The following is a 25,926-nucleotide window of genomic DNA, read 5'->3' as shown; positions in this document are numbered from 1 at the left end:
AAGTTACTCAACCTTTTGGTTATATTGTTAAACCATTTACGATTAAAGATTTACGGATAGCTATAGAAATTGCTTTGCTAAAACACAAACTAGAATGTGAATTACGAGAAAGTAGAGATCAGTTAGCTACCTTATTAAATTCCATGAGTGATGCTGTAATTGCCACAAACGAACAGGGAATAATTACATTTATTAATCCTGCGGCTGAAAAAATTACTGGTTGGCAAGAAACCGAAGCTCTGGGTCTAAATATATCAGAAATTATCAAAATTATTGATGAAGTTACAGGTGAGATTATAGAAAACCCTGTAACAAAAGTGCTGCGAGAGCAACAAACTTTGAACTTAAGAGAATTTGCCTCTTTAATTACTAAAAATGGCACAAAATTACCCATTGGCAATAGTGTTTCTTTGTTGATGCGACGACCTGATCAAATTAGTGGTGTTGTCCTGGTATTATGGGATTTGAGCGAACGTCGTCAAAGAGAATATTTAGAGCAAGCTTTAAAAAAAGAACAGGAACTCAATCACCTCAAATCCTTATTTATTTCGACGGTTTCCCATGAATTTCGTAATCCTTTGAGTGTGATTCAAACCGCAGTAGAACTTATAGAAATCCAAGGTGATAATTTAACAGAATGCAAAAAAAATAAATACTTAAAACGAATCTACGGTGCTGTAGAATCTATGGAAAAACTCATGAAAGATGTACTTTTTATGGGTAAATCAGAAGCAGGAAAACTTCATTATAATCCTGAACCGATTAACCTAGAAAAATTTTGTCAAGAGCTAATTGAAGAGTTTGAACTCATTGAAGATAGCGGACATGAAATAATTTTTAATTGCCAGAGTCAAAATGCAAATACGGTGATGGATGAAAGATTATTACATCACTTATTTAGAAATCTACTTTCCAATGCAATTAAGTATTCACCAATAAATAGTAAAATTAGGTTTGAACTTACTTGTGATTATGTAGCTAATTTAGTAACTTTTCAAATTCAAGATCAAGGAATTGGTATTCCTGAATCTGACCAAAACAAAATATTTGATTCCTTTTATCGGGCTTCAAATGTGGAAACAATTCAAGGTAACGGACTAGGTTTAGTAATTGTCAAAAGATGCGTTGATGCTCATCAAGGGCAAATTAATATGGTAAGTGAAATTAATGTTGGTACTACTTTTACAGTGACCTTACCATTAAATTTACAGCAAACTGTAGATAATTGAAGTACAAAATTATCATCAAAAATTAAGTATCAAACAGCTTTTACTTCTTCCTTCTTCCTCCTGACTCCTGACTCCTTCCTTCTGATTCCTAATTTTCAATTATCTTGACGGACTACACCACCAACCACCGGTTTAACTTGTCCGTTAGTAAATGGATCTGTACCACCTGTCCAATTAAAATCACTAATCCGAAGACTAAAGCCACCTAATTCTAGAACAGGATTATAACGGAAAGTAATCCCGTAGGTGCGACGACTATATTCCATAATATAATCAGTGCTGGTTTCTTTCCCTGTATCAAGGTTCACAGATGTTTGCAAACCTAACCGGAATGGCCCATAAACTTGCTGAGAAATACCCGCATTCAGGACTTTGTTATCAACTGAACGGTCAAAAAGAAAGGGTGATAAACCGCTATTAGTTCCTTGGGAATAGCTAACATTAAAGGCAGTATAGTCTAAATAAGGACGAGAGAAATTCCCAATTTGTCCCACTAAACCGATAGTACCAATTAAAGTGCTTTGGTTATCTCCACTACTATAATAGCTAGTAGTTCCCGTTACACCAGCGATCGCTTGCAAATACGGTACTACAGAATTGGATGTATATTTTAATCCCTCTGTGGCTGTAGCTGCCAATGGTTTTCCTTGCCACAAATTGATACCACCACTTAACGCCACACTCCCCTGCAAACGACTCAAAGAAATGCGATCATTTTTCCGCACTGGAGAGAGTAAATCTTGACGGTCTGTGTTTGCATCTATATATTGAGCGCCGCCTTGATAGCTAAGATTAACACCACTTTTACCTAAAGGAATGATCGGAGAAGTGATAATTCCACCGATACTACTTTGTACAGTTTGATAGCCAAGACTACCATTGTACAAGCGATCACGGTAACTAGATTCCAAACTTAATGTATAAGGATTCACATTGCCCAATGCTTGACGTAACCGCAAACTCCCGCGCAAATTATTTTCCAGTTGATCAAAATCAAAACTAGTTAACTCTCCCGCACCTTCGAGAACAGTTTTAGGACTTAAAACAGCATTCACCTTGGTATTCACACCAAATAAACTGGCCACATTTTCACTACTTTTCAACGCCCTTTGCAGATAAAACTGTGGTGTAACAATCCAGCGAGTCTGATCATTATTAATCGGTTCAAAACTGCGTTCTACAAATAAACCGCCCCGTTTATCATTATCAAAACCAACGGAGACGATAGTGGGATTTACCTGTCGTGGCCGCCGATCTATTTTCCGACTATTAATAGGAATAGGAATAACAACTTTTTGATCAAAAACTAATCGTTGCCGCTGGGTAGTAATCCGGTCTATTAACGGTGCTTCTCGCGTTACCGTGACCTTGTCCGCCCTAATTTCTAATTCAGGAGGTGAAAAAGGATCATTAGTAATTCTGGCATCTTGGGCTTGAAAACCTCGCGGATAAAATTCAATCCGTTGGGCTTCAAATCGTAACCGCTTGACCACACCACCAAATTTAGGTGAAGCCACATTTCGGGCATCAGATTGACCACTAGCACCAAATTCTATCCCCCCTGGACTGTTAACACCAGTTACAGGCTGATTAGCCCGAATCCGATTACTCAAAGGGCGACTAGGGACTCCACCCGCTGTAATATCTGTAGGTAAAGTAGATGAAAAAGCAAAATCTGTGTCTGTGGTGGGGATATAAAGTTCACCTTTGCCGTTTTCCAAATCCCCACTATCTTGAATAAAATTATAGGTGAAGCGTTGTCCTTGTAATACCTGATTACCTCTAGTTAAAGCCACATTACCTTCACCGACTGCAATCAAATTATCCAAATTTATTTGCAAGCTATCGGCATCAATCACAGCCCCATCAAATCTGACTACTACATTACCTTTTGCTGTCACAATTCGCCTTTGCTCATCATACTCCTGGCTATTGGCAATTACCTCCACAACTCTGCCTTTTCCGGCTGGAATCTTCTCTGGTTCTGGGAGTTGGGGTGATAGGGGAAATTCAACAGTAGTTGGTAGTTCCTTTGGGGAATTGCGAAGCTTAAATTCAATAATATTTTGTATTGGTGACGCAGCAGGTGTATTTTTACCCACGGATAGATCAAATTTCCCCCCTGATTCCTGTAAATTCACAGGACTTTGTTCTGTTTTTGGAGGAGTTGATATTTCTGCTAAAACTTGCTGATTGACCGTAGTATTATTAACTTCACCCTTAACTTGAGGATTCGCGCTAGAAAATTCGGGAGATAGTTGTTCTGGTGAAGATAATGGCGAAAAATTTTGGTTGACAACATCTTCATTAACTAGACCGCTAATTGATTGATGCTGCTTGTCCTGATCTTTACCGTCAATTAGTGGTTTTTGCCCATTAGTTTCAACCTTGACAACAGGAGTAGCAGCGAGATGATAAGCAGGTTTTGAAGATTCAAGATTGGGAGGTAGCTGAGGTGGTAATAATGGATGAAACATATTTTCAAGCTGACCAAAAAGCAAAAAATAGCCGGAAGGTTAAATTACATATTAGCCTGTTTCTACCTTCCAGCCGTTGGGGTTTGTTGTCGGAATGTTTATTCTAAATCCCGACGACCAGGGTTACGGGCTGGGTCATTTGACAAAAGCCCGAATATAAAAATGCTCACGAATAAGCCGACAACAATATAAACAGCGATTTTTAAACTCAACATAGAACTAACTCCCAGGGGTTTGCCAAATAGTAAATAGAGATGTACTTTCTGCTATGCAGAACAGATATCTCATTTATCTTACCTACATCTTGCACCTTTTTTGTGGGAATGGGATTTTAGGGGTGTAGGGAGCGGGGAGCAAGGCAAGGGGGCAGGGAGCGGGGAGCAGGGGGATATTTACTGTTCTTTACACATTTTCCTTATCTCATGTCCACCTAATTAATTGATAAAATCAGATAATTACGAATTACAAGATACTTTCGCAACTCGACTCTTAATAACTTTTGCTGGTACACCCACGGCAATGGAGTAAGGGGGAATATCTTTGCTAACAACAGCACCTGCACCAATAATACTACCCTTACCAATGGTAACTCCATCTAATACAGTTACTCCATGTCCTAACCAACAATCATCTTCAATAATAATTCCTTCACAAGTAACACCTTGTTGTTTTATCGGTAGCAATGGGTTGGTAAAAACATGATTATTGGCATAGATTCCACAGTGAGATGCTATCATGCAGTTTTTACCAATGTGAATATCTCCTTGACCGGCAATACACACACCAGGAGCTATATAAGTATCTTCATCAATATATATAGAGGTATTATCCATACATCCAATATCTACATTCCGCTCAATTGTGACGCGATTACTGATAGAGATTCTATTATTTCGGTGTCCTTTGGCATCTAAACGCACACCTTTAAAGATATTAACTCCGTTCCCAAGTTCGATAAATGAACTACCAGTTATTTCCACTCCATGTTGAATAAAAACTTCATTACCCATACTGCCAAAAATATTCTGGTATACTAATTTTCTTAGCTGTGGCCCCATGGCAATTGTTGGTAAATCTCCCAATAAAGTAGTTATTAATAGTTCTTGGAATCTTTGAATTTTTGCAGAATATTGTGAGTTAGTCATGGTACGTCTCTCGTAAATAAGTTGGTTTTGGGCAAAAAGGGGAGTGAGGAAGATCAAAAATGATGATCCCCATGGGTAGTAGAAGCAAATATATGTAGCCCTAAAAAATCAAAAAATATCTACAAAATTCCCGATTATGGCAAATATACAAATTTGCTTACAGTTGTAAATTGTTTACTTAACTACTAAAAAACTCTACTTTTAAAAAGTTTTAAAATGATGCCCAGATAAATTATTTCATCTAACTTTAGGAACATTTTCATATGCACATTTACTGAACTAATCAGCAACTAGTGGTTGCCTGATTTAATGTACTAGTCAATATCAGTGCATAGTAGTAGTTAATCTCTAATTATGAGATTGGTGCAATAAACAAATTAGTTTTTACTGGATCGGGAAAATTGGGGCAATTGGTAATGCAACTGCGAATACAGAAATATTCATTTAGATTAATTACCAGTAGAATTTAGCCATACTTTCATCACAGATGACTTTAATTAGTTGTTTGTTAACAACAATAAATCTACATAGGCGTTTGTAGTGCTAGAAAAATGATTCTAACATCACAATTTAATCTTTATGTAATGGGAATGATTATTTGAAAATACAGCAGATTACATATCAATGAGGTACAGAATCTAAATTCAAAGCCATACACCAAGCCAGTTTTACTCCTGACTCCTAACTTCTAAATTCTGACTCCTGAATTCTGCTGTAAAAGCTACTAAGGTGGAGTATCTCCCACATCTGCCATAATATTAAAGTTCACCATTGGTGCAAACAAGAAAGCACTACCGCGACTGCTGTGACGGCTTTCTTGTAAATAACTTGTAGAGTATCCGGCTCTAATCATGTTGCACACAAATGATTTATAGGCTAACTAAATTACATTTTAAATTAGATAATTGTTAACTAATAACAATTGCTATTAAGCATAACATATTTTTGATTAAGTGAACAAGTTTCATGGAAAAGATTAGGGCGTAAATATATATTTTTTTAGCTTTATGTGAGTTCAACTACTTATTTTAGGTATAAATCTTTTGTTGAGTTTTTATTTGTCTTTTTTATTGCCTGTTACCTGTTTTTTGTGGATTTGTGTATATAATGTATCCGATCACTACGTGTATAAAATTTTAATAGAAATGTGTAGTTATCGCTATTGTGCCGACACAAACAGCAGATAATTAATTTTTACGAAAACTTTGGCAATAACTCAGGAAAACCCCTAGACTCAGAACACCGATTAGTTTAATGTCTGTATCTAGCAATTAAATAGTTATCAATTCTTAACAAAGTCATCAAAATTTGACAAACATCGTATAAAGAGTTGGCAACATTAAGTAAAAACAGTCAACAATATCTATAGCTGAACTTCAAGTTTTTCTAAACTATGCAGCCAATTCGCACTTTTAACGTATCTCCTTCACTACCATCCAGACTAGAACCCCTGCGGAAACTAGCATATAATCTCCATTTCGATTGGAATGTGGAGAGCAAAGACCTGTTTCGGCGTTTAGATCCCGATTTGTGGGAATCTAGCCATCATAACCCAGTATTAATGCTGGGAACTATCAGTCAAAGCCGACTGTTAGAAGTTATCGAAGATGATGGCTTTTTAGCACAAGTAGATCGAGCCGCGCGGCAATTAGATGATTATTTGCAAGAACGCACCTGGTATAAAAAACAAAGAAATCAGCAGCCCAAGGAATGTTACGCCTATTTTTCCGCTGAATTTGGGTTAGTAGATTGCCTACCTGTCTATTCAGGTGGTTTAGGTGTACTGGCAGGAGATCACCTCAAATCAGCTAGTGATTTGGGATTACCCCTGGTGGGCGTAGGTTTACTTTATCAACAGGGATATTTTGCCCAGTATCTCAATGCTGATGGTTGGCAGCAAGAACGCTATATCATCAATGACTTCTATAATATGCCCTTGCATTTGGAGCGGAATCCGGATGGTTCAGAACTGCGGATTGCCGTAGATTATCCCGGACGTAAGGTATATGCGAGAGTGTGGCGTGTCCAGGTGGGAACTGTACCCCTGTATATGCTTGATACTAACATCGAACCTAACAAAGCTTATGACCACGATATCACCGATCAATTGTACGGTGGTGATATAGATATGCGTATCCACCAGGAAATTATGCTGGGCATAGGTGGTGTGCAAATGTTAAAAGCTTTGGGGTATGAAGTCACTGCTTACCACATGAATGAAGGTCATGCAGCCTTCTCTGCCTTAGAACGCATCCGCACTCTCATTCAGGAAAAAGGGCTAAGTTACAGACAAGCTAGACAGGTAGTATCTTCTAGTAATATCTTCACTACGCATACTCCAGTTCCCGCTGGAATTGACTTGTTTGCCCCCGACAAGATTTTGCACTATCTGGGTTACTATGCAGATATCTTTGGTTTACCAAAAGAGCAATTTTTAGGCTTGGGACGAGAAAACACTGGTGATTTGTCTGCGCCTTTCAGTATGGCAGTATTAGCCCTGAAAATGGCGACATTCTCCAATGGTGTGGCACAATTGCACGGTGTTGTCTCCCGGCAGATGTTCCAAGGTTTGTGGCAAAAAGTTCCAGTGGAAGACGTGCCAATTGCCGCTATTACTAACGGTGTCCATGCCCGCAGTTGTGTAAGTAAATCCACTCAAGAGTTATACGATCGCTATCTTGGGCCAAACTGGTCATCAGCGCCACCGGATAACCAATTGTGGGAACGCATGGATGCAATTCCTGATGAAGAGTTATGGCGGAATCACGAACGCTGCCGCTTGGATATGGTGTTGTATGTTCGAGAACATTTAGTTAAACATTTACGCGATCGCGGTGCTTCAGCTTCAGATATTGCCCAAGCCCAGGAAGTGCTTGATCCTAACGTTCTCACTATTGGCTTTGCCCGTCGCTTTGCTACCTACAAACGCGCTACTTTATGGATGCGTGATTTGGAAAGAATTAAAAAGATTTTACTCGCTAACAAACACCGGAAAGTGCAGTTTGTGATTGCTGGTAAGGCACACCCCAAAGATATCCCTGGGAAAGAATTAATTCGGGATATTAATCACTTTATCCATGAACACCATTTAGAAAAACAGGTGGTGTTTGTGCCTAACTACGATATTCACATCGCCCGCTTAATGGTAGCAGGTTGTGATATTTGGTTAAATACCCCCCGTCGTCCCCGCGAAGCTTCCGGTACAAGTGGTATGAAAGCCGCTATGAATGGCTTACCCAATTTGAGTGTACTTGATGGTTGGTGGGATGAAGCCGATTATGTTCGCACTGGTTGGGCTATTGGCCATGGGGAAAATTACGAAGATCCTAATTATCAAGATGAGATAGAAGCCAACGCCCTCTACGAGTTGCTAGAGAAGGAAGTTGTCCCCCTATTCTATGATCATCGTGATGGTGATGGCTTGCCTCGTCCTTGGGTAGCAAAAATGAAAGATGCGATTCGGTTGAATTGTCCTTTCTTTAATACAGCCCGGATGGTGCGAGAATATGCAATGAGAGCTTATTTCCCTGCCAGCGATCGCTATCATAACCTCACCGTTGATAATTATGCTCCCGCTAAGGAATTAGCGGCTTGGAGAGCAAAATTAGGTGAACACTGGTTTAACATCAAAATCAAAGATATTGACGTATCCGCAGCATCAGATATTGAAGTTAATCAAACTGTAGCTGTCAAAGCTAAAGTTGATTTAGCAACTTTGAAAAATGATGATGTCCAAGTAGAACTCTATCAAGGTTCTATTGATGCCAACGGTGATATTGTCAATGCTGTACCTGTAATCATGGATTATCAAGGGCAAGATCCAGAAAATTCAAGTGTGTATACTGCAAATATCACTTACACCACTTCTGGTTTGCAAGGTTTATCTTTGCGTGTCTTACCTCGAAATCAATACCTCTCTAGTCCTTACGAACCCAGATTAATCGCTTGGGCTGAATAAGCAAAAATAAAGAGACGTTCCCTGGAACGTCTCTCCAAAAATCAGGTTATGTTTAATAATAGAAAACCTTAATTTTTAACAGCTTTGAGTACCCGATTCAAAATCAATTTACCATTAGGTTGAGTGACTTGAACCCGAATAAAATTCGGATCACTTGGTTTCCAGGTAACTTGGTATTTCATGCCATTATTATTCCAAGTATAAACTTGACGTTGTTTAGTACCGGAAGCAACAGCACCAGATAAATTAATACTAGAATTACTATTACGGTTTTCTCCATAATAGTAATAAGAATTATTGTTAAAAGCTAAATTTACCTCCCAATCTTTATCACTAAATGAACCGGCTGGATAATCAAACTTTTGCACAGCCATAGCTTGATTAGGAATAGCCATATCAATAATTGCAGGAGTAGAAATTCCTAAAATTGCCGATAAAATGATAGCTTTGTAGTTCATAATCCTCACATTTACCCTAATAAATTTCTAACTTACTATTTGACAAACAGTGTGAGAAATAGAGAGATAGTCCAGTTTTCTCTACCTCTCTGACATCATTATTTCTTCGCAATTATCCACACTGCGTGAACAATACCAGGGATATAACCAAAGAAAGTCAAAATTAGGTTAATCCAAAAATCCTTACCAATACCGACTTGCAAAAACACTCCTAAAGGTGGGAGAAAAATTGCGGCTATAATTCTGACTATGTCCATATCCATGTTATGCTCCTGTTGATGTTCAATGTTTCTAGAATTAACATCACATACTATTGTGACGATTCCTGAAAAGATACGGTAAACCGCACTTTTTAACCACCGCTGATTTTGGCTTTATAACCCAATTTTACCAAAATCTCTAATATCTTCTGTTTGTGTTCTCCCTGAACTTCAATTTCATTATCTTTCAAAGTTCCACCTGTACCGCATTGGGCTTTTAACTGTTTTAATAAAGTAGCTAAAGTTTCGGGTTTAGTCTGGAAACCAGTAATAACCGTGACAGTTTTCCCCTTCCTTCCCGCGCGAGTGGCTTGAATTCGCACATTTTGCTGATTGGGGGGTAAATCTTGGATTCCGCGTTCTACAGCGCGTTCGAGTGCGGGTGAACTACCGTTACCAAATTCTTGGTAGACAAAGCCTTTGTCAGATTTGGGATTAGCCATAAATTTTAATGCAGGAAAAATAGACTTTTATTCTAAACAATTTTAGCCTAAGCGGTGGGAATTAAATATATAATTGCTACATGATAGAGTATAAGAGGATAAGAGAAAATGAACCACGAAGAAGCGAAGAACACGAAGGAAGAAGAAGAAGGAAGGATGAGGAGGTTGGGTGATGATGTGGAGAGGTTGGCTTATGCTGTGATTGGGGCGGGTATTGAGGTGCATAGGATGTTGGGTCCGGGGTTTTTGGAGAGGGTATATCAAGAGGCTTTGGGTTTGGAGTTTCGCTTGCGGGGAATACCTCATAAACCTAAACATTTAGTAGCAATAAAATACAAAGGTTATCCCATAGGTGAGGGTGAATTAGATTTTTTAGTTGGTGATTCTTTAGTTGTTGAATTGAAGGCTGTGGAAAAGTTAGCCCCTATTCATGAAGCGCAAGTTATTTCTTATTTAAAAATGACTAATTGTCCTCTTGGTCTTCTCATCAATTTTAACGTCCCCGTTCTCAAAGAAGGCATTAAACGCATCATCCTCTCTTCTTAACTCTTCTTCTTCTTTCTCTTCCTTCGTGTTCTTCGTGCCTTCGTGGTTCGTTAATTCTTCTCCATAGCACCTATTGCCGAAACGTTCTAAAATTATTCACAGCAAAAAATCAAGTAAATAAGAAAAATGACGGAATTTGTTGTACACCCAGAAAATCCCTTTTCCGAGAAAACTTTTGAACTACTTGCTCAACTTCCCCAGAAGGAAACACGGAAATTTTATCTTTCTAAAGAAGAAGAATATAGGAATTTTGTTCTGAAACCAGTTGAGGATATTTTTTTTCAAGTAAATTCTCAATTTCCAGATAATATTTCTAAGCAATTAAAAATTAATATTAATGAATATCCAGGTTATCAACTTTATGAATGCAGATTTTATCCACAAAATACAAATGTAGAAATAGACAAAGCTCATTTATTTTTAAACATTTCTAAAAACGATTTTCGCTTTGGTTTTTATATCAATATTAATAGTCCTAACAAGCAAATATTTATTGAAAATTATAAGAAGCCGGCTATCAAAGATTTTATCATCAAGTATATAAACTTACCTAGTAATTGTCTCTTGCATATAAGGAAAGGAAATCGCCGAGAATGCTGGAATATTAACCGTTTAGAAGAATGGTTTCAATCTATAATTCATAAAAGTAGTGCAACTAAGAATATTCAAATAAGTGAACATTTAAAACCATCTAAATTACTACAATTTACTAAAGAAGATTTAATCAATAAAATACGAGAAACATTTGAATTACTTTTTCCGATGTGGTTAATAGCCATCTATGATGATCCAATGCCATTACTATTAGACTATAGAAGTTTCCAGAAAAAAAATAATCTTGAATCTAATGACCAACTGAACTCTTTACCTGAAGAAAATACTTTAGAATTTTTATATGCTAGTAATTTAAAAGAAAATTATACTTTGATACAATGTGCTGAAGAAACTAGTTTCCAGGAAGTAGATATACAAAATTGGATACGCGTAATTAATCGCAAAAAACAAGCCATATTCTACGGTTCACCCGGAACAGGTAAAACTTTCATAGCTGAAAAACTCGCAAAATACCTAATCAGTGAAGGTGACGGTTTCTCTGAATTAGTCCAATTTCATCCAGCATATTCCTATGAAGACTTTATTCAAGGTATTCGTCCTCAAAGTGAAGATGGTAAATTAACATATCCACTTGTTCCCGGCAGATTTTTAGAGTTTTGCAAAAAAGCTGAATCATTTCAAGATATTTGTGTTCTGATTATTGATGAAATTAACCGCGCTAATTTAGCACAGGTTTTTGGTGAATTAATGTATTTACTAGAATACCGTGATCAAGAAATTCCCCTCGCTGGTGGTAATAGATTTCGTATTCCCCAAAATGTCCGCATAATAGGTACAATGAACACAGCAGATAGGTCTATTGCACAAATAGATCATGCTTTACGTCGTCGTTTTGCGTTTATTGAACTTCGTCCTAATTATGATGTGTTAATCAAATATCATCTAAATACAAATTTTGACGTTATGGATTTAATTAATGTTTTAAAACAATTAAATCAAGCCATTAATGATAAAAACTATGAAATTGGTATTTCTTTCTTTTTGACTCCTAATTTACGAGAAGATATTGAAGATATTTGGAAGATGGAAATTGAGCCTTATTTAGAAGAATACTTTTTTAACAACCTAGAAAAAGTAAATGAGTTTCGCTGGGAGAAAATAGAGAAACAGATAACAATATGAACTCAGCAAACTTTAAAATTCTGGAAATAACCGAATATCAAGCTCAATCTTTTTCTCGTGAGGAAATTTCTGAAGAGGTTGGAATTATCTTATATGAGAAATACCAAAGCCAAGTAAATGTAGAATTTCCCAGTCCTAAAACTCGTAATCAATGGAAACTAACTGCTCAAGGATATGTCGGATATATTCCTTTAAATGCTGATTTAGCTTTGAAAATAAATCCCAAAGTCCCAATTAAAAATTTATTTGGAATGTTGGAATATGCTTATAACTTAAAAAGTTTTAGATTTCTTGAAGGCTTAATGAATTGTGAATCTATAGAAGATTTTTATAATCATTTAGCTTATGTTTTAGCCGATAAAATAATAGAACGCTGTCGTAAAGGATTATATCGGACTTATGTACCCAAAACTGATCAGTTGGCTTATGTGCGCGGAAGATTAAATGTACAGCAAATAATCAAAAAACCTTGGAATGTAAAATTAGAATGTGAATATGAAGAACACACGGCTGATATTATAGATAACCAAATTTTGTTATGGACACTTTTTAATATTGGACATAGTGGTTTTTGTACAGAGAAAGTATCATTGATAGTGAGAAAAGCTTATCATGCAATGCAAGAAATGGTATCTTTACAACCTTATAATTCAGAAGATTGTATTGATAGAATTTATCATCGTTTAAATGAAGATTATCATATTTTACATCAATTTTGCCGATTCTTTTTAGATAACACTAGCCCAAGTCATGAAAAGGGTAAAAATACAACTTTACCTTTTTTAATAGATATGGCACGTCTTTATGAAATGTTTGTTGCAGAGTGGTTAAAGAAAAATTTACCCCCAAATTTCACCTTAAAAACTCAAGAGAAAATCAATATAGGAGAAAAAATATATTTTAAAACTGACTTAATTTTATATGACACAACAGATTCAAAACCTAAATATATTCTCGATACTAAATATAAAAACCCCGAACATTCTTCTTCTAAAGATATAGCCCAAGTAGTAACTTATGCAGTTTCTAAAAGTTGTCTAGACACAGTATTAGTCTATCCAACAGAATTAAATCATTCCCTTGATAAATATATTGGAGAAATCAGAGTTCGTAACCTCACCTTTTCTCTTGATGATAAAATTGAAGATGCAGGAAATAAATTTTTAACAAAACTATTTTCTTAAATTCTCTCTGCGTCCTCTGCGTCTCTGTGGTTCGTTTTCCAAAATTAGATTAAATTACTCAATTACCGTGAAAACAAATACAATTTTCTATACCAGCACTAGCAAAACGCTTAATTGCCCAAGCAAACCAACAACTAACTGATGCAACCATTAAACGGGATTTAATTAATCTAATTGAGACAATTATCGTCTACAAACTACCCAAAAAGAGCAGAGAGGAAATTGAAGCTATGTTAGGTTTAAGTGAATTGAAACAAACTAGGGTTTATCAAGAAGCTGTAGAAGAAGGTAAATCTGAAGGTAAAACTGAAACAACAAGACTGTTTGCTTTAAAATTGTTACGAATTGGCATGAGTTTAGAACAAATTGCCGAAATTACGGAATTACCTCTTCAGCAAATTCAGGCTTTACAAAAGGAAATTCAAGGATCTTAAATTTTCTCTCGTTCCCATGCTCTGCGTGGGAATGCAGTTGAGAGGCTCTGCCTCTATTATAACTGGAGGTAGAACCTCAAAGATGGCATTCCCAGTCTGGAGACTGGGAACGAGGACACGAGGACAGGCTAGAAGCCCGTCCCACAATATTGTTCTAGAATTAAAATTAACTTTGTTCTCTTATTTTACCCAATCCGTGACTACTACACCCCTCTCTCCGAATTTCTCACAAACTACGCCCGTACCTGATACTCTAGGACGTTTTGGCCGCTTTGGTGGTAAGTATGTTCCTGAAACCCTGATGCCGGCGTTAGCTGAATTAGAAACAGCATATCAGCAATACCGCAATGAACCTGGTTTTCAAGCGGAATTACAAGGTTTATTAAAAGATTATGTCGGACGGGCTACACCTTTATACTTTGCTGAACGCCTTACGGCTAATTATGCTCGTCCTGATGGTACAGGGGCGCAAATTTATTTAAAACGGGAAGATTTAAATCATACTGGCGCACATAAAATTAATAATGCTCTCGGTCAGGTATTATTAGCCAAACGCATGGGTAAACGGCGGATTATTGCCGAAACCGGTGCAGGACAACATGGCGTAGCTACGGCCACAGTTTGCGCTCGGTTTGGTTTGGAATGCGTGATTTACATGGGTGTTCACGATATGGAACGCCAATCTTTAAACGTCTTTAGAATGCGGCTAATGGGGGCAGAAGTTCGTCCAGTGTCTGCGGGTACGGGAACTCTCAAAGATGCCACTTCTGAAGCCATCCGGGACTGGGTAACGAATGTAGAAACTACCCATTACATCCTCGGTTCTGTGGCTGGGCCTCATCCTTATCCGATGATGGTAAGAGATTTTCACGCTGTGATTGGTGAGGAAACCCGTGTTCAAGCTCTGGAAAAATGGGGCGGTTTGCCTGATATTCTGATAGCTTGTGTGGGTGGTGGTTCTAATGCTATGGGACTATTTCACGAATTTGTCAAAGAACCATCTGTGCGGTTAATTGGGATAGAAGCTGCTGGTGAAGGTGTGAATACTGGCAAACACGCGGCCACTCTCACAAAAGGACAGGTTGGTGTATTGCATGGTTCCATGAGTTATCTGTTGCAGGATGATGACGGTCAAGTTATTGAACCCCATTCCATTAGTGCTGGTTTAGATTATCCTGGGGTGGGGCCTGAACACAGTTATATGAAGGATATTGGCCGGGCTGAATATTACAGTGTGACGGACGCTGAGGCTTTGGACGCATTCCAACGACTATCGAAGTTAGAGGGAATTATACCAGCTTTGGAAACTTCTCATGCGATCGCCTATCTAGAAACTCTCTGTCCTCAACTTGCTGGTAGTCCCAAAATTATTCTTAACTGTTCTGGCAGGGGTGATAAGGATGTGCAAACAGCAGCTAAGTTCTTAATTCACTAAATTTTTGGAAAAAATAGTTGCTTAACAAAAATAGTATCCATGACATCTATCATTGGATACTATTTTTTGCTATTAGTTTTGATTAATAATGTAGTGTAAATAACAGTTACTAGCTCTATAGTAATGGATGATATTTTCTAAAAAACAAATCAGCGATCTAGCAGATATATGACTGATTTAAATTGTGAAAATTTGATGATCCTTTAGTTCATAATTGGCAAATAGTATCCTGGTAAGTATTCTGATAATCAGAAGATAGGGTATATATCCAATAAATCCATACATTACTTAAACCTCTATGTTACGACAAACTGCTTTTGGCATCGCTTTAAGTACGCTTGTCCTTGCTAGTGGCTATATGACTGCTGCGAACCCAGATAATAGTTCTGCTAAACAAACTGTTCGTCATCAGCGTTCATCACTTGTGACAAGTCAAGCCAAAATATCTCATCTTGGTTTTCAAACTACTAATTTAGAAAAATCAGTTTTTACTCAAATTAATCAATATAGGGCAAAAAAGGGACTAGGACAATTAAATTTAAGTGAAAAGATCAGTCACCAAGCAAGAATTCACAGTCAAAATATGGCTACTGGTAAAGTTCCTTTTAGTCATCAAGGATTTGAACAGCGAGTTATGGCTATTCCTCTTAAATACAGCAGTGCGGCAGAAAATGTAGCTTACAATACGGGCTATAGCAATCCTGACAATGAGGCTGTTTCTGGGTGGTTAAAAAGTCCGGGACATCTCAAAAATCTTCAAGGTAAATATAACTTAACTGGGGTGGGTGTGGCTACTAATGAACAAGGTGAAGTCTACTTAACACAAATATTTTTAAACACTAATACCACAGGACGGAATTAAGCCTCAAGAATTACGCCCTTTGTAGTCAAGGGGCATAAACCAACTTTTTAATTTTTAATTTTGCATTTTTAATGGGAGCGTAAGTGACGGTCATCTTGTCTGGCAAAATAAAGATAATTTATATTTGACAAGTTCATGACATTACCAGATTTTCAAGTTGGCGATGGCGATTTAACTGATGCAACTCTTTCTGAGTATTTAAAAGCCCCAGCCATTGCCGTTGATACAGAAACAATGGGACTTTTACCCCAGCGTGATCGTTTATGTCTAGTGCAACTGTGCAACCCAGAAGGACAAGTCACGGTTATTCATATCTCTAGAGGACAAACAGCAGCACCAAACTTAAAAACACTCATGGAAGCAAGTCACAGCCTCAAAGTTTTTCACTTTGCTAGGTTTGATGTTGCCACTTTACGGCACAATTTAGGTATTGTCGTTCAGCCTATTTTCTGTACAAAAATCGCTAGTAAATTAGCACGTACTTATACAAATCGTCATGGACTAAAAGACGTAGTATCAGAATTAGAAAAAGTGGAATTAGATAAAAGCTCCCAAAGTTCTGATTGGGGGAATGCTAGTAACTTATCTGAAGCCCAACTACGCTATGCAGCCAATGATGTCCGTTACTTACTAAGTGTACAGCAAAAGCTCACAACAATGTTGCAACGGGAAGAACGTTGGCAACTTGCCCAAGAATGTTTTCAAGTGTTACCCACAATAGTTGCCTTAGATTTATTACAATTCAAAGACCTATTTGAACATTAATTGGTAAGTAGGTGGGCATAGGAAAACGGCAGTGTGTAACAAAAAATAAAACTGCCAAAAACTTCTTTCCTATTGCCTCTTCCCAAAAACTTCTTCCCTATTGCCTATTGCCTCTTTTTTAACTAAGAACTTACACTAAGTATATATAAACATGAGACAACGAATTAAGCCAGGAAAAGTAAGATCATTATGTTTATAATATATAGTTTCAGTAAGGAAATTATAGATAGTGACTCCCTCTGTTCACAAAAATCATACCTTGGTATTAGTCGTAGATGATGACTTAGTTATACAAATGCAACTGCGTTATGCTATGCAAAAAGAGGGATATCAGGTACTAGTAGCAAATGATGGTAAAGCTGCTCTAAGTATTTATATTGAATCTAATCCAGATCTAATACTTTTAGATGCGATGATGCCAGTCATGGATGGCTTTAGCTGCTGCGCTCAATTGCAGGAATTAAATGCTAATATTCCTATATTGATGATTACAGGACTAAATGATCAAAATTCCGTAGATAAAGCATTTGCTGTTGGTGCGGCTGACTACATCACCAAACCAATTCATTGGGCAGTTTTAAGACAAAGAGTGCGTCGGTTGCTACAAATGCACTGGGTAATGAAAGAGTTACAAAGTCGGATCGAAAAAGAGCAGCTAATCGCCAAAATTACCCAAAAAATCCGCCAATCTCTGAACTTAGAGATAATTTTGAGTACAACTGTTATAGAAGTCCGCAAATTACTAAAAACTGATCGTGTCATTGTCTATCGGTTTCTCCCAGAGGGAAATGGCTATGTCATAGTTGAATCTGTAGCCCCAGAATGGCAGCCGATGTTAGGCAAAGTATTTGAAGATACTTACTTTTCCGACAAATGTACTTATAATTATCAGCAAGGTAATATTTATACTATTGACGATATTGATAATGCTGGGCTTTCCCAATGTCATATTGATTTACTTACCGAATTACAAGCTAGAGCGAATTTAGTTGTACCTATTGAAAGGGAAAATAATGTCTGGGGATTATTGGTAGCTTATGAATGTTCTAGACCGCGCAAATGGGATAAATTAGATATTGAATTGCTTATACAATTGGCAGATCAATTAGTCATGGCTATTCAGCAAGCAGAACTGTACCAAAAATTAGAAATAGCTAACCAGAAATTACAACAACTGGCAAGCATAGATAGTCTGACTGAAATTCCTAACCGTCGTTCCTTTGACGAAGTTTTAGAACGGGAATGGAATCGCTTAGAACGAGAAAAAGCACCTTTGTCTTTAATTCTTTGTGATATTGACTTTTTCAAGAATTATAATGATACCTATGGACATCCAGCCGGAGATAAATGTTTAAAAGAAGTTGCTCAAGTTCTTAATCAAGTTATCCAACGTTCTGGAGATTTAGCTGCACGCTATGGTGGTGAAGAATTTGCTTTAATTTTACCAAATACAGATGCTACTGGTGCAGTTTATATTGCCGAAACAATTCTCTTGCAGATTCGCTCTCAGAACCTGATTCATGAAAGTTCTAAAATTAGTTCATATCTAACTCTTAGTCTTGGTGTTGCGACTATTATTCCTCAAGCAACCAGTTCTTTAACATGGCTAATTGCTAAAGCTGATGAAGCTCTTTATCGGGCTAAAGAAACAGGACGCAATCGCTACTGTATTCATCAGTAATTGACTCAAAATTATCACGCTCTCAAGTCAAAGTTATGACAAAATATTACAGTTTACCATTTTCAAAATTTTATAAATGTCCCCAATAGATACTCAGGCTTTAGAATCATTACTGGATATGCTCGAAGGTGATGAGGAAAGTTTAGCAGAAATAATCAATTGTTATCTGGTTGAATCACCTAAAATTTTCATAGCTATTCAAGCATCTGTCACCAACCAAGATGCTAATACCCTGCAAAAAACAGCCCATAAATTAAAATCTAGTAGTGCTTCTTTGGGAGCAATGAATCTCCATCAGCTTTGTTTAGAGTTAGAATCAAAAGGCAGGAGTGGCAATTTAGAAGGGGTTGTAGAACTGGTGTCACAGTTGGTTAATGAGTATGCACAAGTGGAAATTGCTTTAAAGAAAATAGTACAAGTGTCATGAGCAAAAAATTCTCTAACCGCATTCAAGCTGGTCAAATGTTAGCTCAACATTTACAGGCATATAGTAACCTTGAAGATGTCTTGGTACTAGCTTTGCCTCGTGGGGGTGTCCCCGTGGCCTTTGAGGTTGCTAAGATATTGAATGCGGCCATGGATGTGTGCATAGTCAGAAAACTCGGTGTACCTGGACACAAAGAACTGGCTATGGGGGCGATTGCTTCGGAAAATACTATGGTTTTCAACCAAGATGTGATTGATTCTTTAGGAATAGATAAGGAAAAAATTACCCAAGTTGTTAACCAAGAATTGCGAGAATTAAAGCGCCGAAATCAGGTTTATCGAGGTGATAAACCAGCAATTAATGTCAAAAATAAAACAGTTATTGTCATAGATGACGGTATTGCTACTGGTGCAACCATGCGGGCTGCCCTCACTATTATCCAACAACAGCAGCCGGCGAAAATTGTCGTTGCTGTTCCTGTTGCACCCCTAACTACTTGTGAAGAATTGCGTTTAGAAGTGGATGATGTAATTTGTTTGCAATGTCCAGAGGTGATGTCTGCAATTGGTTTATGGTACGATGATTTCAGCCAAACTACAGATAACGAAGTTCGCGCACTTCTAGAAAATTAACACTCCCAAACTCTCACTCTCTGAGACTCTGCGCCTCTGCGTGAAAAAAAGTCTTAATCAGTTCCTCCCATTTTACTCCAGCCAAACTAGGCAAAACGACATCAGCATCCCCCACCCTCTCTTCTGGTCCCAAGCCTACAGCCCACATATTTGCTGCTTTGGCGGCGGTAATACCAACGGTTGCATCTTCAAATACTACACATTTATTTGGGGGGATTCCTAACTGGTTGGCAGCATTAAGAAATAAGTCTGGTGCTGGTTTAGCTTCTTTGACGCTATTGCCATCAGCGATCGCATCTACTTTACCACCAATCCCCAATTTTTCAATCACCATGCGGGCATTTTTACTAGCAGAACCAATGGCAATTTTAATTCCAGTTTGACGCAATTCATCCAATAAAGCGATCGCACCTGGTAATAAATCTGTGGCTGTAATATTGTGAATCAGTTCTACATAATAATCATTTTTCCGATTCATCATTTCCTGAATTTGCACTTCTGAATATTCTCTATCCCCAATAATCAACATTAGGGAAGCGCGACGAGATACACCCCGTAAAGCTTCATTGCTTTCTCGATTAAAAGGTAAACCTTCTTCATTTGCTAACTTTTGCCAAGCTTGATAATGATATTCGGCGGTATCAGTCAATACGCCATCTAAGTCAAAAATTACGCCCTGGATGTTGGGTGTTCTCGTTTCTGGCAATTCCTGACGTAAATCGAATTCGTGCCATTTACCGCGCCAGTGTAACTGAAATTTCAGTCTTGTCCAAGTTGGGGGTAAGTGGGGATGGGCTACGGGGACATTTTCCCGAAATTGGATACCGCCGAAACCGAATATTACAGCTTGCCAAATGCCTCCAGCACTAGCACCATGTATCCCATCTTGGGTATTTCCGCGTTTATCTTCTAAATCTACCATTGCCGCTTGCATAAAGTATTCGTAAGCTTCCTGGGATTTGCCCAAATCTGCGGCTAAAATGGCGTGAATAGCTGGCCCCAAGGAAGAACCATAACTAATATCTGTGCGGGGGGCGTAATAGTCCCAATTTACCTGTAATGTTTGCTGATTATAGGGAAAATCGGCAGATTCTCGCATCAAATATAGAAGCATTAATACATCTGGTTGTTTAATGACTTGTCCTTTGTTGGTTTCTTCCATTCCCAAAATAATTTGGATTGATTTTTCTCGCGGTTCGTATGCGGCTAAATCAATATCATCTAGTTGAAAAAATCCCTCACATTGCTCAATTAGTCCGGTTTCTGGGTTGTGGAGAATGAGCATTTTAGCGATAATTTCTGTCCAATGATTGAGGACTTCGGAGGTAATTTGTAATTTATGTTCAAGTTTTGTGGCTACTTCTGGAAAGGTGGAATGTAGCCAGTTATAGATGATTAAGGCTTTTTCTAAATGCCATTGTACCATCCGATTGGTGAAGCAGTTGTTATGAACTAATTCGTGATATTCATCTGCACCAATAATGCCACGAATTTCATAACATTCTAATTGGGGATTAAATTCCACTCGGCTACTCCAGAAAATAGCGGTATCTAAAATAATTTCCGCACCATAATCCCGCAACCATTCATCATCTCCTGTCACTCGCCAATAATACCAAAGGGCGTAGGCAATATCTGCACTAATATGAATTTCTCGATCACGACACCAAATGCGGATATCTTCGGCATAAAAATCACTCCGTAGTGACCAGCGCGGTGTCGCTTCATCCCCTGTCACTGCACTTTCCCAGGCAAACATCGCCCCCTGATATCCATAATGTGCGGCTTTGCGTCGCGCCCCTGGTAAAGTGTAATAACGGTAACTGAGCAAATTACGGGCTAAATTCGGTTGGGTAAAGGTAAAAAATGGCAGAATAAAAATTTCCGTATCCCAAAAAATATGTCCGTGATAACCAAAGCCAGATAGGGTTTTCGCAGGTACACTTATGTGATCATTATTTCTAGGTGCAGCAATTAGTAACTGAAATAGATTGTAACGCACTGCAAAAGCTGCTGTGATATCTCCTTCAATGATAATATCGCTTTGTTGCCAAACTTGCTCCCAGGCTTGGGCATTGGCATCAAATAAGGTTATATAATCTGGTATATTTACGAGTTTGTCTTTAGCAGCTACAACTGGTTGCTCAACTTCGTTAGATGTAAAAATACTAACAATCTTGACTATGGTAATTGTCTGTTGGATTTGACCTGTCACAGTTGCATTTAGGCTAGGATAACCAGGTGTAGTATTAATTTGGAGGTCTGCATCAGTTCCTGAAATAGTTATTTTCGCCGCCATACCCACATCTATACGGCTGTTGCGAGTGCGACTATGCAACCAGAATCCTTGGGTGATTTTACCTTGATCTAATCCTTCCCAATGGTTGAATCCTTGGTTTTCTGAGTAGCTGTTAATACTGGCTTGAATTTCAATTAAACCATCAAAATTTACTGGTGTTAGTTGGCAACGTTGCCCTACTATATGCTGATCTGCTAAACTGGCAAAGCGTTCAAAATGGATATCTATTGCTTTACCATTGGGACTACACCAACGTAAACACCGGCTGAGAATGCCATGATGTAAGTCTAGTTTGCGATTATATTTTAATATTGTACCGTGATCAAGGCGAAAGCGTTCTCCCTCAATAATAACTGTCAATGGTAGCCAATCTGGACAGTTTACGAGTTCGGTATAAACTACAGGAACATCATCATAAACACCGTTAATAAATGTTGCTGATAATGCGCGGGGATAGCCTTCTTCAAATGTTCCTCTTGTCCCTAAATAGCCATTACCAATGGTGAAAATAGTTTCTCGGCTATGCAAATACTCTGGATTAAACTGGGTTTCAGTTAATATCCAATCTGTATAACTAAAGTCACGAAAATGGTCTTTTTTATCCATGATTTTGGATTAGGTATTTTTGTTTTTTTGAATATTTAAGATTTACGTAGGTTGGGTTGAGGTACGAAACCCAACGGTAGCATCTACTTTTACCGGATAGCCTTTTTTAGATGAACCATATAGTAGAATTTTTGGAATGCGAGAATTATGTTTCTTCCAAAAGTGGATGCTCCCAACCCAACAAACTCCTGTAAATGAAATCTAATAAACTCCTGTAAATGTTGGGTTTCACTTCGTTCTACCCAACCTACAATTTTTATTTTTACTGATGAATATGTTCTGATAAAATCTGGTCAGCGATAGGCTTATAAAGGAGATGAAATAAACTTTCCATGTAACGATCTCTGGCTTCGTTATCTTCGGGATAGATGAAGTTCCAAAAGCTAAACATTTTCGCTAATAACAGGAGTTGATTTGTGTGGGAATTCCAGTTATATTTATGGCGAATGCGTTCAATCATCCATTGAGAATTTTCTAGCCAATATTCTGGGTAGTTATCACATTTCTCTAGGAAATTAATAATTGTTTTGGCTGTTCCTTCTAAGTCTGTGGGGTTAAGATTAAATCCTTTATCGTGATCTTCAATAATTTCTAATGAACCACCAAATTGAGTTGTAAAAGTCGGTAATCCAGAAATCATTGCTTCTAAAACACTTCTGCTAAAAGATTCATAAAGGGCAAAGTGAATATAAATTCCTTGAAAATCGGCAATTACACGATAGGTTTCGGCAATATCGCGGATAGGAAAACGCATTCCTAACCAGCGGATTTTATTGTGAAGATGATATTGATGAATAATCGCATGAATTTTTTCTATTTCTTGAGTTTCTTCTAAGTTTGTGCCTGAATCTGGATGCAGTTTACTGGTTAATAAAATTAAGTTACAATGTTCTTGTAATTCTTGACTTTTGCCGAAACATTCAACTAAACCTGTGAGGTTTTTAATTGAGGTAATGGGACTAACAGAAAAGATCGGTTTTTTATGAGGATGTTCTAATTTTCCTAGTATTTCTGGGTGTTCTGCATGGAAAATTAGGTTTTGGATATGTTGACGACGGTGGGATTCTCTGTTGGTTGTTTGGTTGTAGGGAAAAAATATATTTTCGCTGACTCCTGGTAATACTACATTGAATTTAGGACTAAATAAATCAATGCCATCAATTACATGATATAAATGGGGCATGGTAAAGCATTTATAAGATTCATATTGTCCCATGTTATCCGGTGTACCTACAATTTCTTGATAGGATGATGTGATGATAAAGTCTGCGGCATTCATGGTGATTAAATCAGCCGTAAATTGGGCAGAAAAGTGATATTGTGATTCTAAGTCTTGCCAATATAAGTTACTAAATAGATATTTAGGTTTTTCTAGGGAATGAGCAATATTACATTGGGTAACTTTCATTTTTCGGGAGAGGATAAAAGCGACTAAGTTGCCGTCACTGTAGTTACCAATAATTAAATTCGGCTTTCCTTGAAATTGTTTTAAAAGTTCTGGTTCGGCATCAAGAGCAAATTTTTCTAAATAAGGCCAAACTTCAAATTTAGAAATCCAGTTATTGGTAATTTCCGGTTCAGATTCTGCAAAAGGAACGCGCAAAATCCAAGCATTTTCTGTACCATCAATTTTTTCTAATGGTAAGTTACAAAATGTGCCTTCACAATTGGGAATCAGTCGAGTTAATATAATGATATGGGGTTTAATTCCTAATGTATCTAAACCTGCAAGTTTAATTTCTGCCCGCATTTTATTTTCTAAACTGCGTGCTTGTTCTAAAACATAAATAACTTGACCCAATGTTTCATCTCTGCCTAAAACATCTTCTTGTGCAACCCAACCGTGGATAGAAATAAGCACGACGCGAAAAATTGCACAAATGCGAGAAACAAAGGTTTCCAGAATTGCAGGTTCGGGATTCTCCATGAGTCTTTCCAGCAGTTCTAAGGTTTCTCTGACTCTGGCTGCATTATTACCCCAACCTGCTTCTAAACCGAGTTCTTGGAGATGAAATTTAAATTTTTCATAGGGGGTATGGGGGGATAAATGACTCACAAATTCTAACGCTAGTTTGATTTGCTTGGTTAGTTGCAAACCTGAATGAATATGATTACTAATTAATAATTTGATCCCATTATATTCTAATCTTTTTAATGATTGAAATAATGCGTCAATCCAATATTCAGGATCTGTCAATGTTTGATTACAAAAATAATGATTGAGAACGGTTAAACCTTGACCAATATTTCTGGAATCATCAATTCTCGGTGCTGCTGGATAAAAGGGATGGAGATCAATTTCTAAAATGTGCGGTTGATAACGGTTTACTAAGCGATCGCTCACATCTAATAAGGCTTTAGGTGTCATTAATTCAAACTTAGTCAAGTCTGCGCTTAATAACCATACCTCTTGACTCGCAATCTTTGGTCTAAGGACAAACCAAGTATTTTCACCATCTAAAATTATTTCATGGGTGTACTGAATAAATGTCCCTAAAGAGGAAGAGTGATAAAAATAAGCAGGTTTTTGGAATTGGTGACAATAATCTGCAAAAGCTTGTAAAATTTCATTTCTTAAAAAGTAACGTTTATGATCATGACCTAATCCTAAGATAAAGTCACCTAAAACATTTTTTTCATCACTGTTAAAAATAGTTTGCACTAATTTATACATTGTATGTTACCAAACTCTAGCTAAAGTTAGGATAATCGAGATACTATTTCAGGTTAATCGTAAATAAGTTACTCAATCATTTGCTTCTAGCTAAAGGATGAACCCTTACCTCCTCTTATAGATAGAGAAGTATCTATTAGTTAGATGACAGGGAATAGGTAAAAATTTTAGCAATCCCTAATCTCAACTCCATAACTGCCAAGTTGGCTTTCTTATCTATTAATTGCTATTCTGTAAACTTTACTTGTGCCACTTCTTTAACAGTCCATTACAGCAAGAATCAAATACTACATCTACAAATTGTACTCAATTCCTCAAAACCTTAATAATCATATCCTCAACGATTTTAAGACCTTGAGTATTTCGTGATGAGGTGTAACTAATTTAGCAAGAAAATAAAAAATAGCCAAAAATAAATTTATATTTTTATGCTATTTACAGTTTTGTAAATACCCCTTGTGACACTATCTAAATAGTCATACAAGATTGAAGTACCTCTTGCTTGTAAAATTGTAAATACCCCTTGTGACAGTATTTAAATAGTCATTTAATACTGAATTTCCCCAGGACATTATATGTAATATCTAGATAAACAAAGTGCCAATTTGGCTTACCAGTTAATGAAAACATAGTATTCTGCATATAATAGTGTCACAAGGGGTATTTACAAAACT

Annotated in this window: 21 protein-coding genes and 1 pseudogene; 13 read left to right on the top strand and 9 right to left on the bottom strand. The window is 37.3% G+C overall.

From position 1 onward, the window contains the following. A partial coding sequence (locus FJR11_RS07015; protein WP_168502988.1) for an ATP-binding protein occupies nucleotides 1–1,229 on the top strand: 1,229 nt, incomplete at its 5' end. 95 nt (nucleotides 1,230–1,324) lie between these two features. On the opposite strand, the gene FJR11_RS07010 is transcribed toward FJR11_RS07015, so the two are convergent. The 4 genes from FJR11_RS07010 to FJR11_RS23745 form a co-directional block, all read right to left on the bottom strand. Continuing rightward, the gene (locus tag FJR11_RS07010; protein WP_168502987.1) at nucleotides 1,325–3,706 is read right to left on the bottom strand and encodes a DUF3769 domain-containing protein; all 2,382 of its coding nucleotides are present in this window, start codon (nucleotides 3,704–3,706) and stop codon (nucleotides 1,325–1,327) included. 98 nt (nucleotides 3,707–3,804) lie between these two features. Further along, on the bottom strand, nucleotides 3,805–3,921 hold the full coding sequence (locus FJR11_RS07005) for a photosystem II reaction center protein I (RefSeq protein ID WP_168502986.1): 117 nt from the start codon (nucleotides 3,919–3,921) through the stop codon (nucleotides 3,805–3,807). A gap of 240 nt (nucleotides 3,922–4,161) precedes the next feature. Next, complete coding sequence (locus FJR11_RS07000) at nucleotides 4,162–4,851, bottom strand: DapH/DapD/GlmU-related protein (RefSeq protein ID WP_168502985.1); 690 nt, start codon at nucleotides 4,849–4,851, stop codon at nucleotides 4,162–4,164. 724 nt (nucleotides 4,852–5,575) lie between these two features. Next, a complete protein-coding gene (locus tag FJR11_RS23745) occupies nucleotides 5,576–5,704 on the bottom strand; it encodes a hypothetical protein (RefSeq protein WP_256366773.1) in 129 nt (42 codons plus the stop codon). 540 nt (nucleotides 5,705–6,244) lie between these two features. On the opposite strand from FJR11_RS23745, the gene glgP reads away from it, so the two are divergent. Continuing rightward, on the top strand, nucleotides 6,245–8,809 hold the full coding sequence (gene glgP, locus FJR11_RS06995) for an alpha-glucan family phosphorylase (protein ID WP_168502984.1): 2,565 nt from the start codon (nucleotides 6,245–6,247) through the stop codon (nucleotides 8,807–8,809). Nucleotides 8,810–8,877: 68 nt separating this feature from the next. Here glgP and FJR11_RS06990 read toward each other — a convergent pair whose 3' ends face one another. From FJR11_RS06990 to FJR11_RS06980, 3 genes are all read right to left on the bottom strand, one after another. Then, nucleotides 8,878–9,267, bottom strand: a complete 390-nt coding sequence (locus FJR11_RS06990; protein ID WP_168502983.1) for a hypothetical protein — start codon at nucleotides 9,265–9,267, stop codon at nucleotides 8,878–8,880. A gap of 98 nt (nucleotides 9,268–9,365) precedes the next feature. Then, a complete protein-coding gene (locus FJR11_RS06985) occupies nucleotides 9,366–9,524 on the bottom strand; it encodes a YqaE/Pmp3 family membrane protein (protein WP_168502997.1) in 159 nt (52 codons plus the stop codon). A gap of 95 nt (nucleotides 9,525–9,619) precedes the next feature. After that, nucleotides 9,620–9,970 carry a translation initiation factor gene (locus tag FJR11_RS06980; RefSeq protein ID WP_148763687.1) on the bottom strand — a complete coding sequence of 117 codons (351 nt, stop codon included), beginning with the start codon at nucleotides 9,968–9,970 and terminating at the stop codon, nucleotides 9,620–9,622. A gap of 108 nt (nucleotides 9,971–10,078) precedes the next feature. Here FJR11_RS06980 and FJR11_RS06975 point away from each other — a divergent pair, with 108 nt between their 5' ends. From FJR11_RS06975 to FJR11_RS06930, 11 genes and pseudogenes are all read left to right on the top strand, one after another. Continuing rightward, nucleotides 10,079–10,516 (top strand): GxxExxY protein, encoded by a 438-nt coding sequence (locus tag FJR11_RS06975; protein WP_168502982.1) that lies wholly within the window; start codon nucleotides 10,079–10,081, stop codon nucleotides 10,514–10,516. A gap of 126 nt (nucleotides 10,517–10,642) precedes the next feature. Then, nucleotides 10,643–12,253, top strand: coding sequence for an McrB family protein (locus FJR11_RS06970; protein WP_168502981.1), 1,611 nt, complete (start codon nucleotides 10,643–10,645; stop codon nucleotides 12,251–12,253). Beyond that, entirely contained in the window at nucleotides 12,250–13,437 is a 1,188-nt protein-coding gene (locus tag FJR11_RS06965; RefSeq protein WP_168502980.1) for an McrC family protein, read from the top strand. The genes FJR11_RS06970 and FJR11_RS06965 overlap by 4 nt, the downstream gene beginning before the upstream one ends. A 77-nt stretch (nucleotides 13,438–13,514) precedes the next feature. Beyond that, nucleotides 13,515–13,661: pseudogene (locus tag FJR11_RS23740) on the top strand (DUF2887 domain-containing protein); the annotation flags it as partial. 6 nt (nucleotides 13,662–13,667) lie between these two features. Continuing rightward, nucleotides 13,668–13,871, top strand: a complete 204-nt coding sequence (locus tag FJR11_RS23515) for a hypothetical protein (RefSeq protein ID WP_254444702.1) — start codon at nucleotides 13,668–13,670, stop codon at nucleotides 13,869–13,871. Between the two features lie 196 nt (nucleotides 13,872–14,067). Next, on the top strand, nucleotides 14,068–15,306 hold the full coding sequence (trpB, locus tag FJR11_RS06955) for a tryptophan synthase subunit beta (protein WP_168502979.1): 1,239 nt from the start codon (nucleotides 14,068–14,070) through the stop codon (nucleotides 15,304–15,306). 298 nt (nucleotides 15,307–15,604) lie between these two features. After that, a complete protein-coding gene (locus FJR11_RS06950; protein ID WP_168502978.1) occupies nucleotides 15,605–16,168 on the top strand; it encodes a CAP domain-containing protein in 564 nt (187 codons plus the stop codon). A 135-nt stretch (nucleotides 16,169–16,303) separates the two neighbouring features. Continuing rightward, nucleotides 16,304–16,933 carry a ribonuclease D gene (locus FJR11_RS06945; protein WP_168502977.1) on the top strand — a complete coding sequence of 210 codons (630 nt, stop codon included), beginning with the start codon at nucleotides 16,304–16,306 and terminating at the stop codon, nucleotides 16,931–16,933. 229 nt (nucleotides 16,934–17,162) lie between these two features. Beyond that, a complete protein-coding gene (locus tag FJR11_RS06940; RefSeq protein WP_217358215.1) occupies nucleotides 17,163–18,614 on the top strand; it encodes a diguanylate cyclase in 1,452 nt (483 codons plus the stop codon). 76 nt (nucleotides 18,615–18,690) lie between these two features. Next, entirely contained in the window at nucleotides 18,691–19,041 is a 351-nt protein-coding gene (locus FJR11_RS06935; protein ID WP_168502976.1) for an Hpt domain-containing protein, read from the top strand. Further along, nucleotides 19,038–19,673: a phosphoribosyltransferase gene (locus FJR11_RS06930; RefSeq protein WP_168502975.1), complete on the top strand. Its 636-nt coding sequence runs from the start codon at nucleotides 19,038–19,040 to the stop codon at nucleotides 19,671–19,673. Before FJR11_RS06935 ends, FJR11_RS06930 begins: the two co-directional genes overlap by 4 nt. Before the next feature lie 13 nt (nucleotides 19,674–19,686). Here FJR11_RS06930 and pgmB read toward each other — a convergent pair whose 3' ends face one another. After that, entirely contained in the window at nucleotides 19,687–22,578 is a 2,892-nt protein-coding gene (gene pgmB, locus FJR11_RS06925; RefSeq protein ID WP_168502974.1) for a beta-phosphoglucomutase, read from the bottom strand. Between the two features lie 262 nt (nucleotides 22,579–22,840). Then, nucleotides 22,841–25,252, bottom strand: coding sequence for a sucrose synthase (locus FJR11_RS06920; protein WP_168502973.1), 2,412 nt, complete (start codon nucleotides 25,250–25,252; stop codon nucleotides 22,841–22,843). Nucleotides 25,253–25,926: the final 674 nt, after the last annotated feature.

Origin of the sequence: Anabaena sp. UHCC 0187 (assembly GCF_009712035.1) — a bacterium.
Lineage (GTDB): Bacteria > Cyanobacteriota > Cyanobacteriia > Cyanobacteriales > Nostocaceae > Dolichospermum.
The sequence above is the reverse complement of the archived record's forward strand: the minus strand, read 5'-3'. Positions and strand labels throughout refer to the sequence as shown.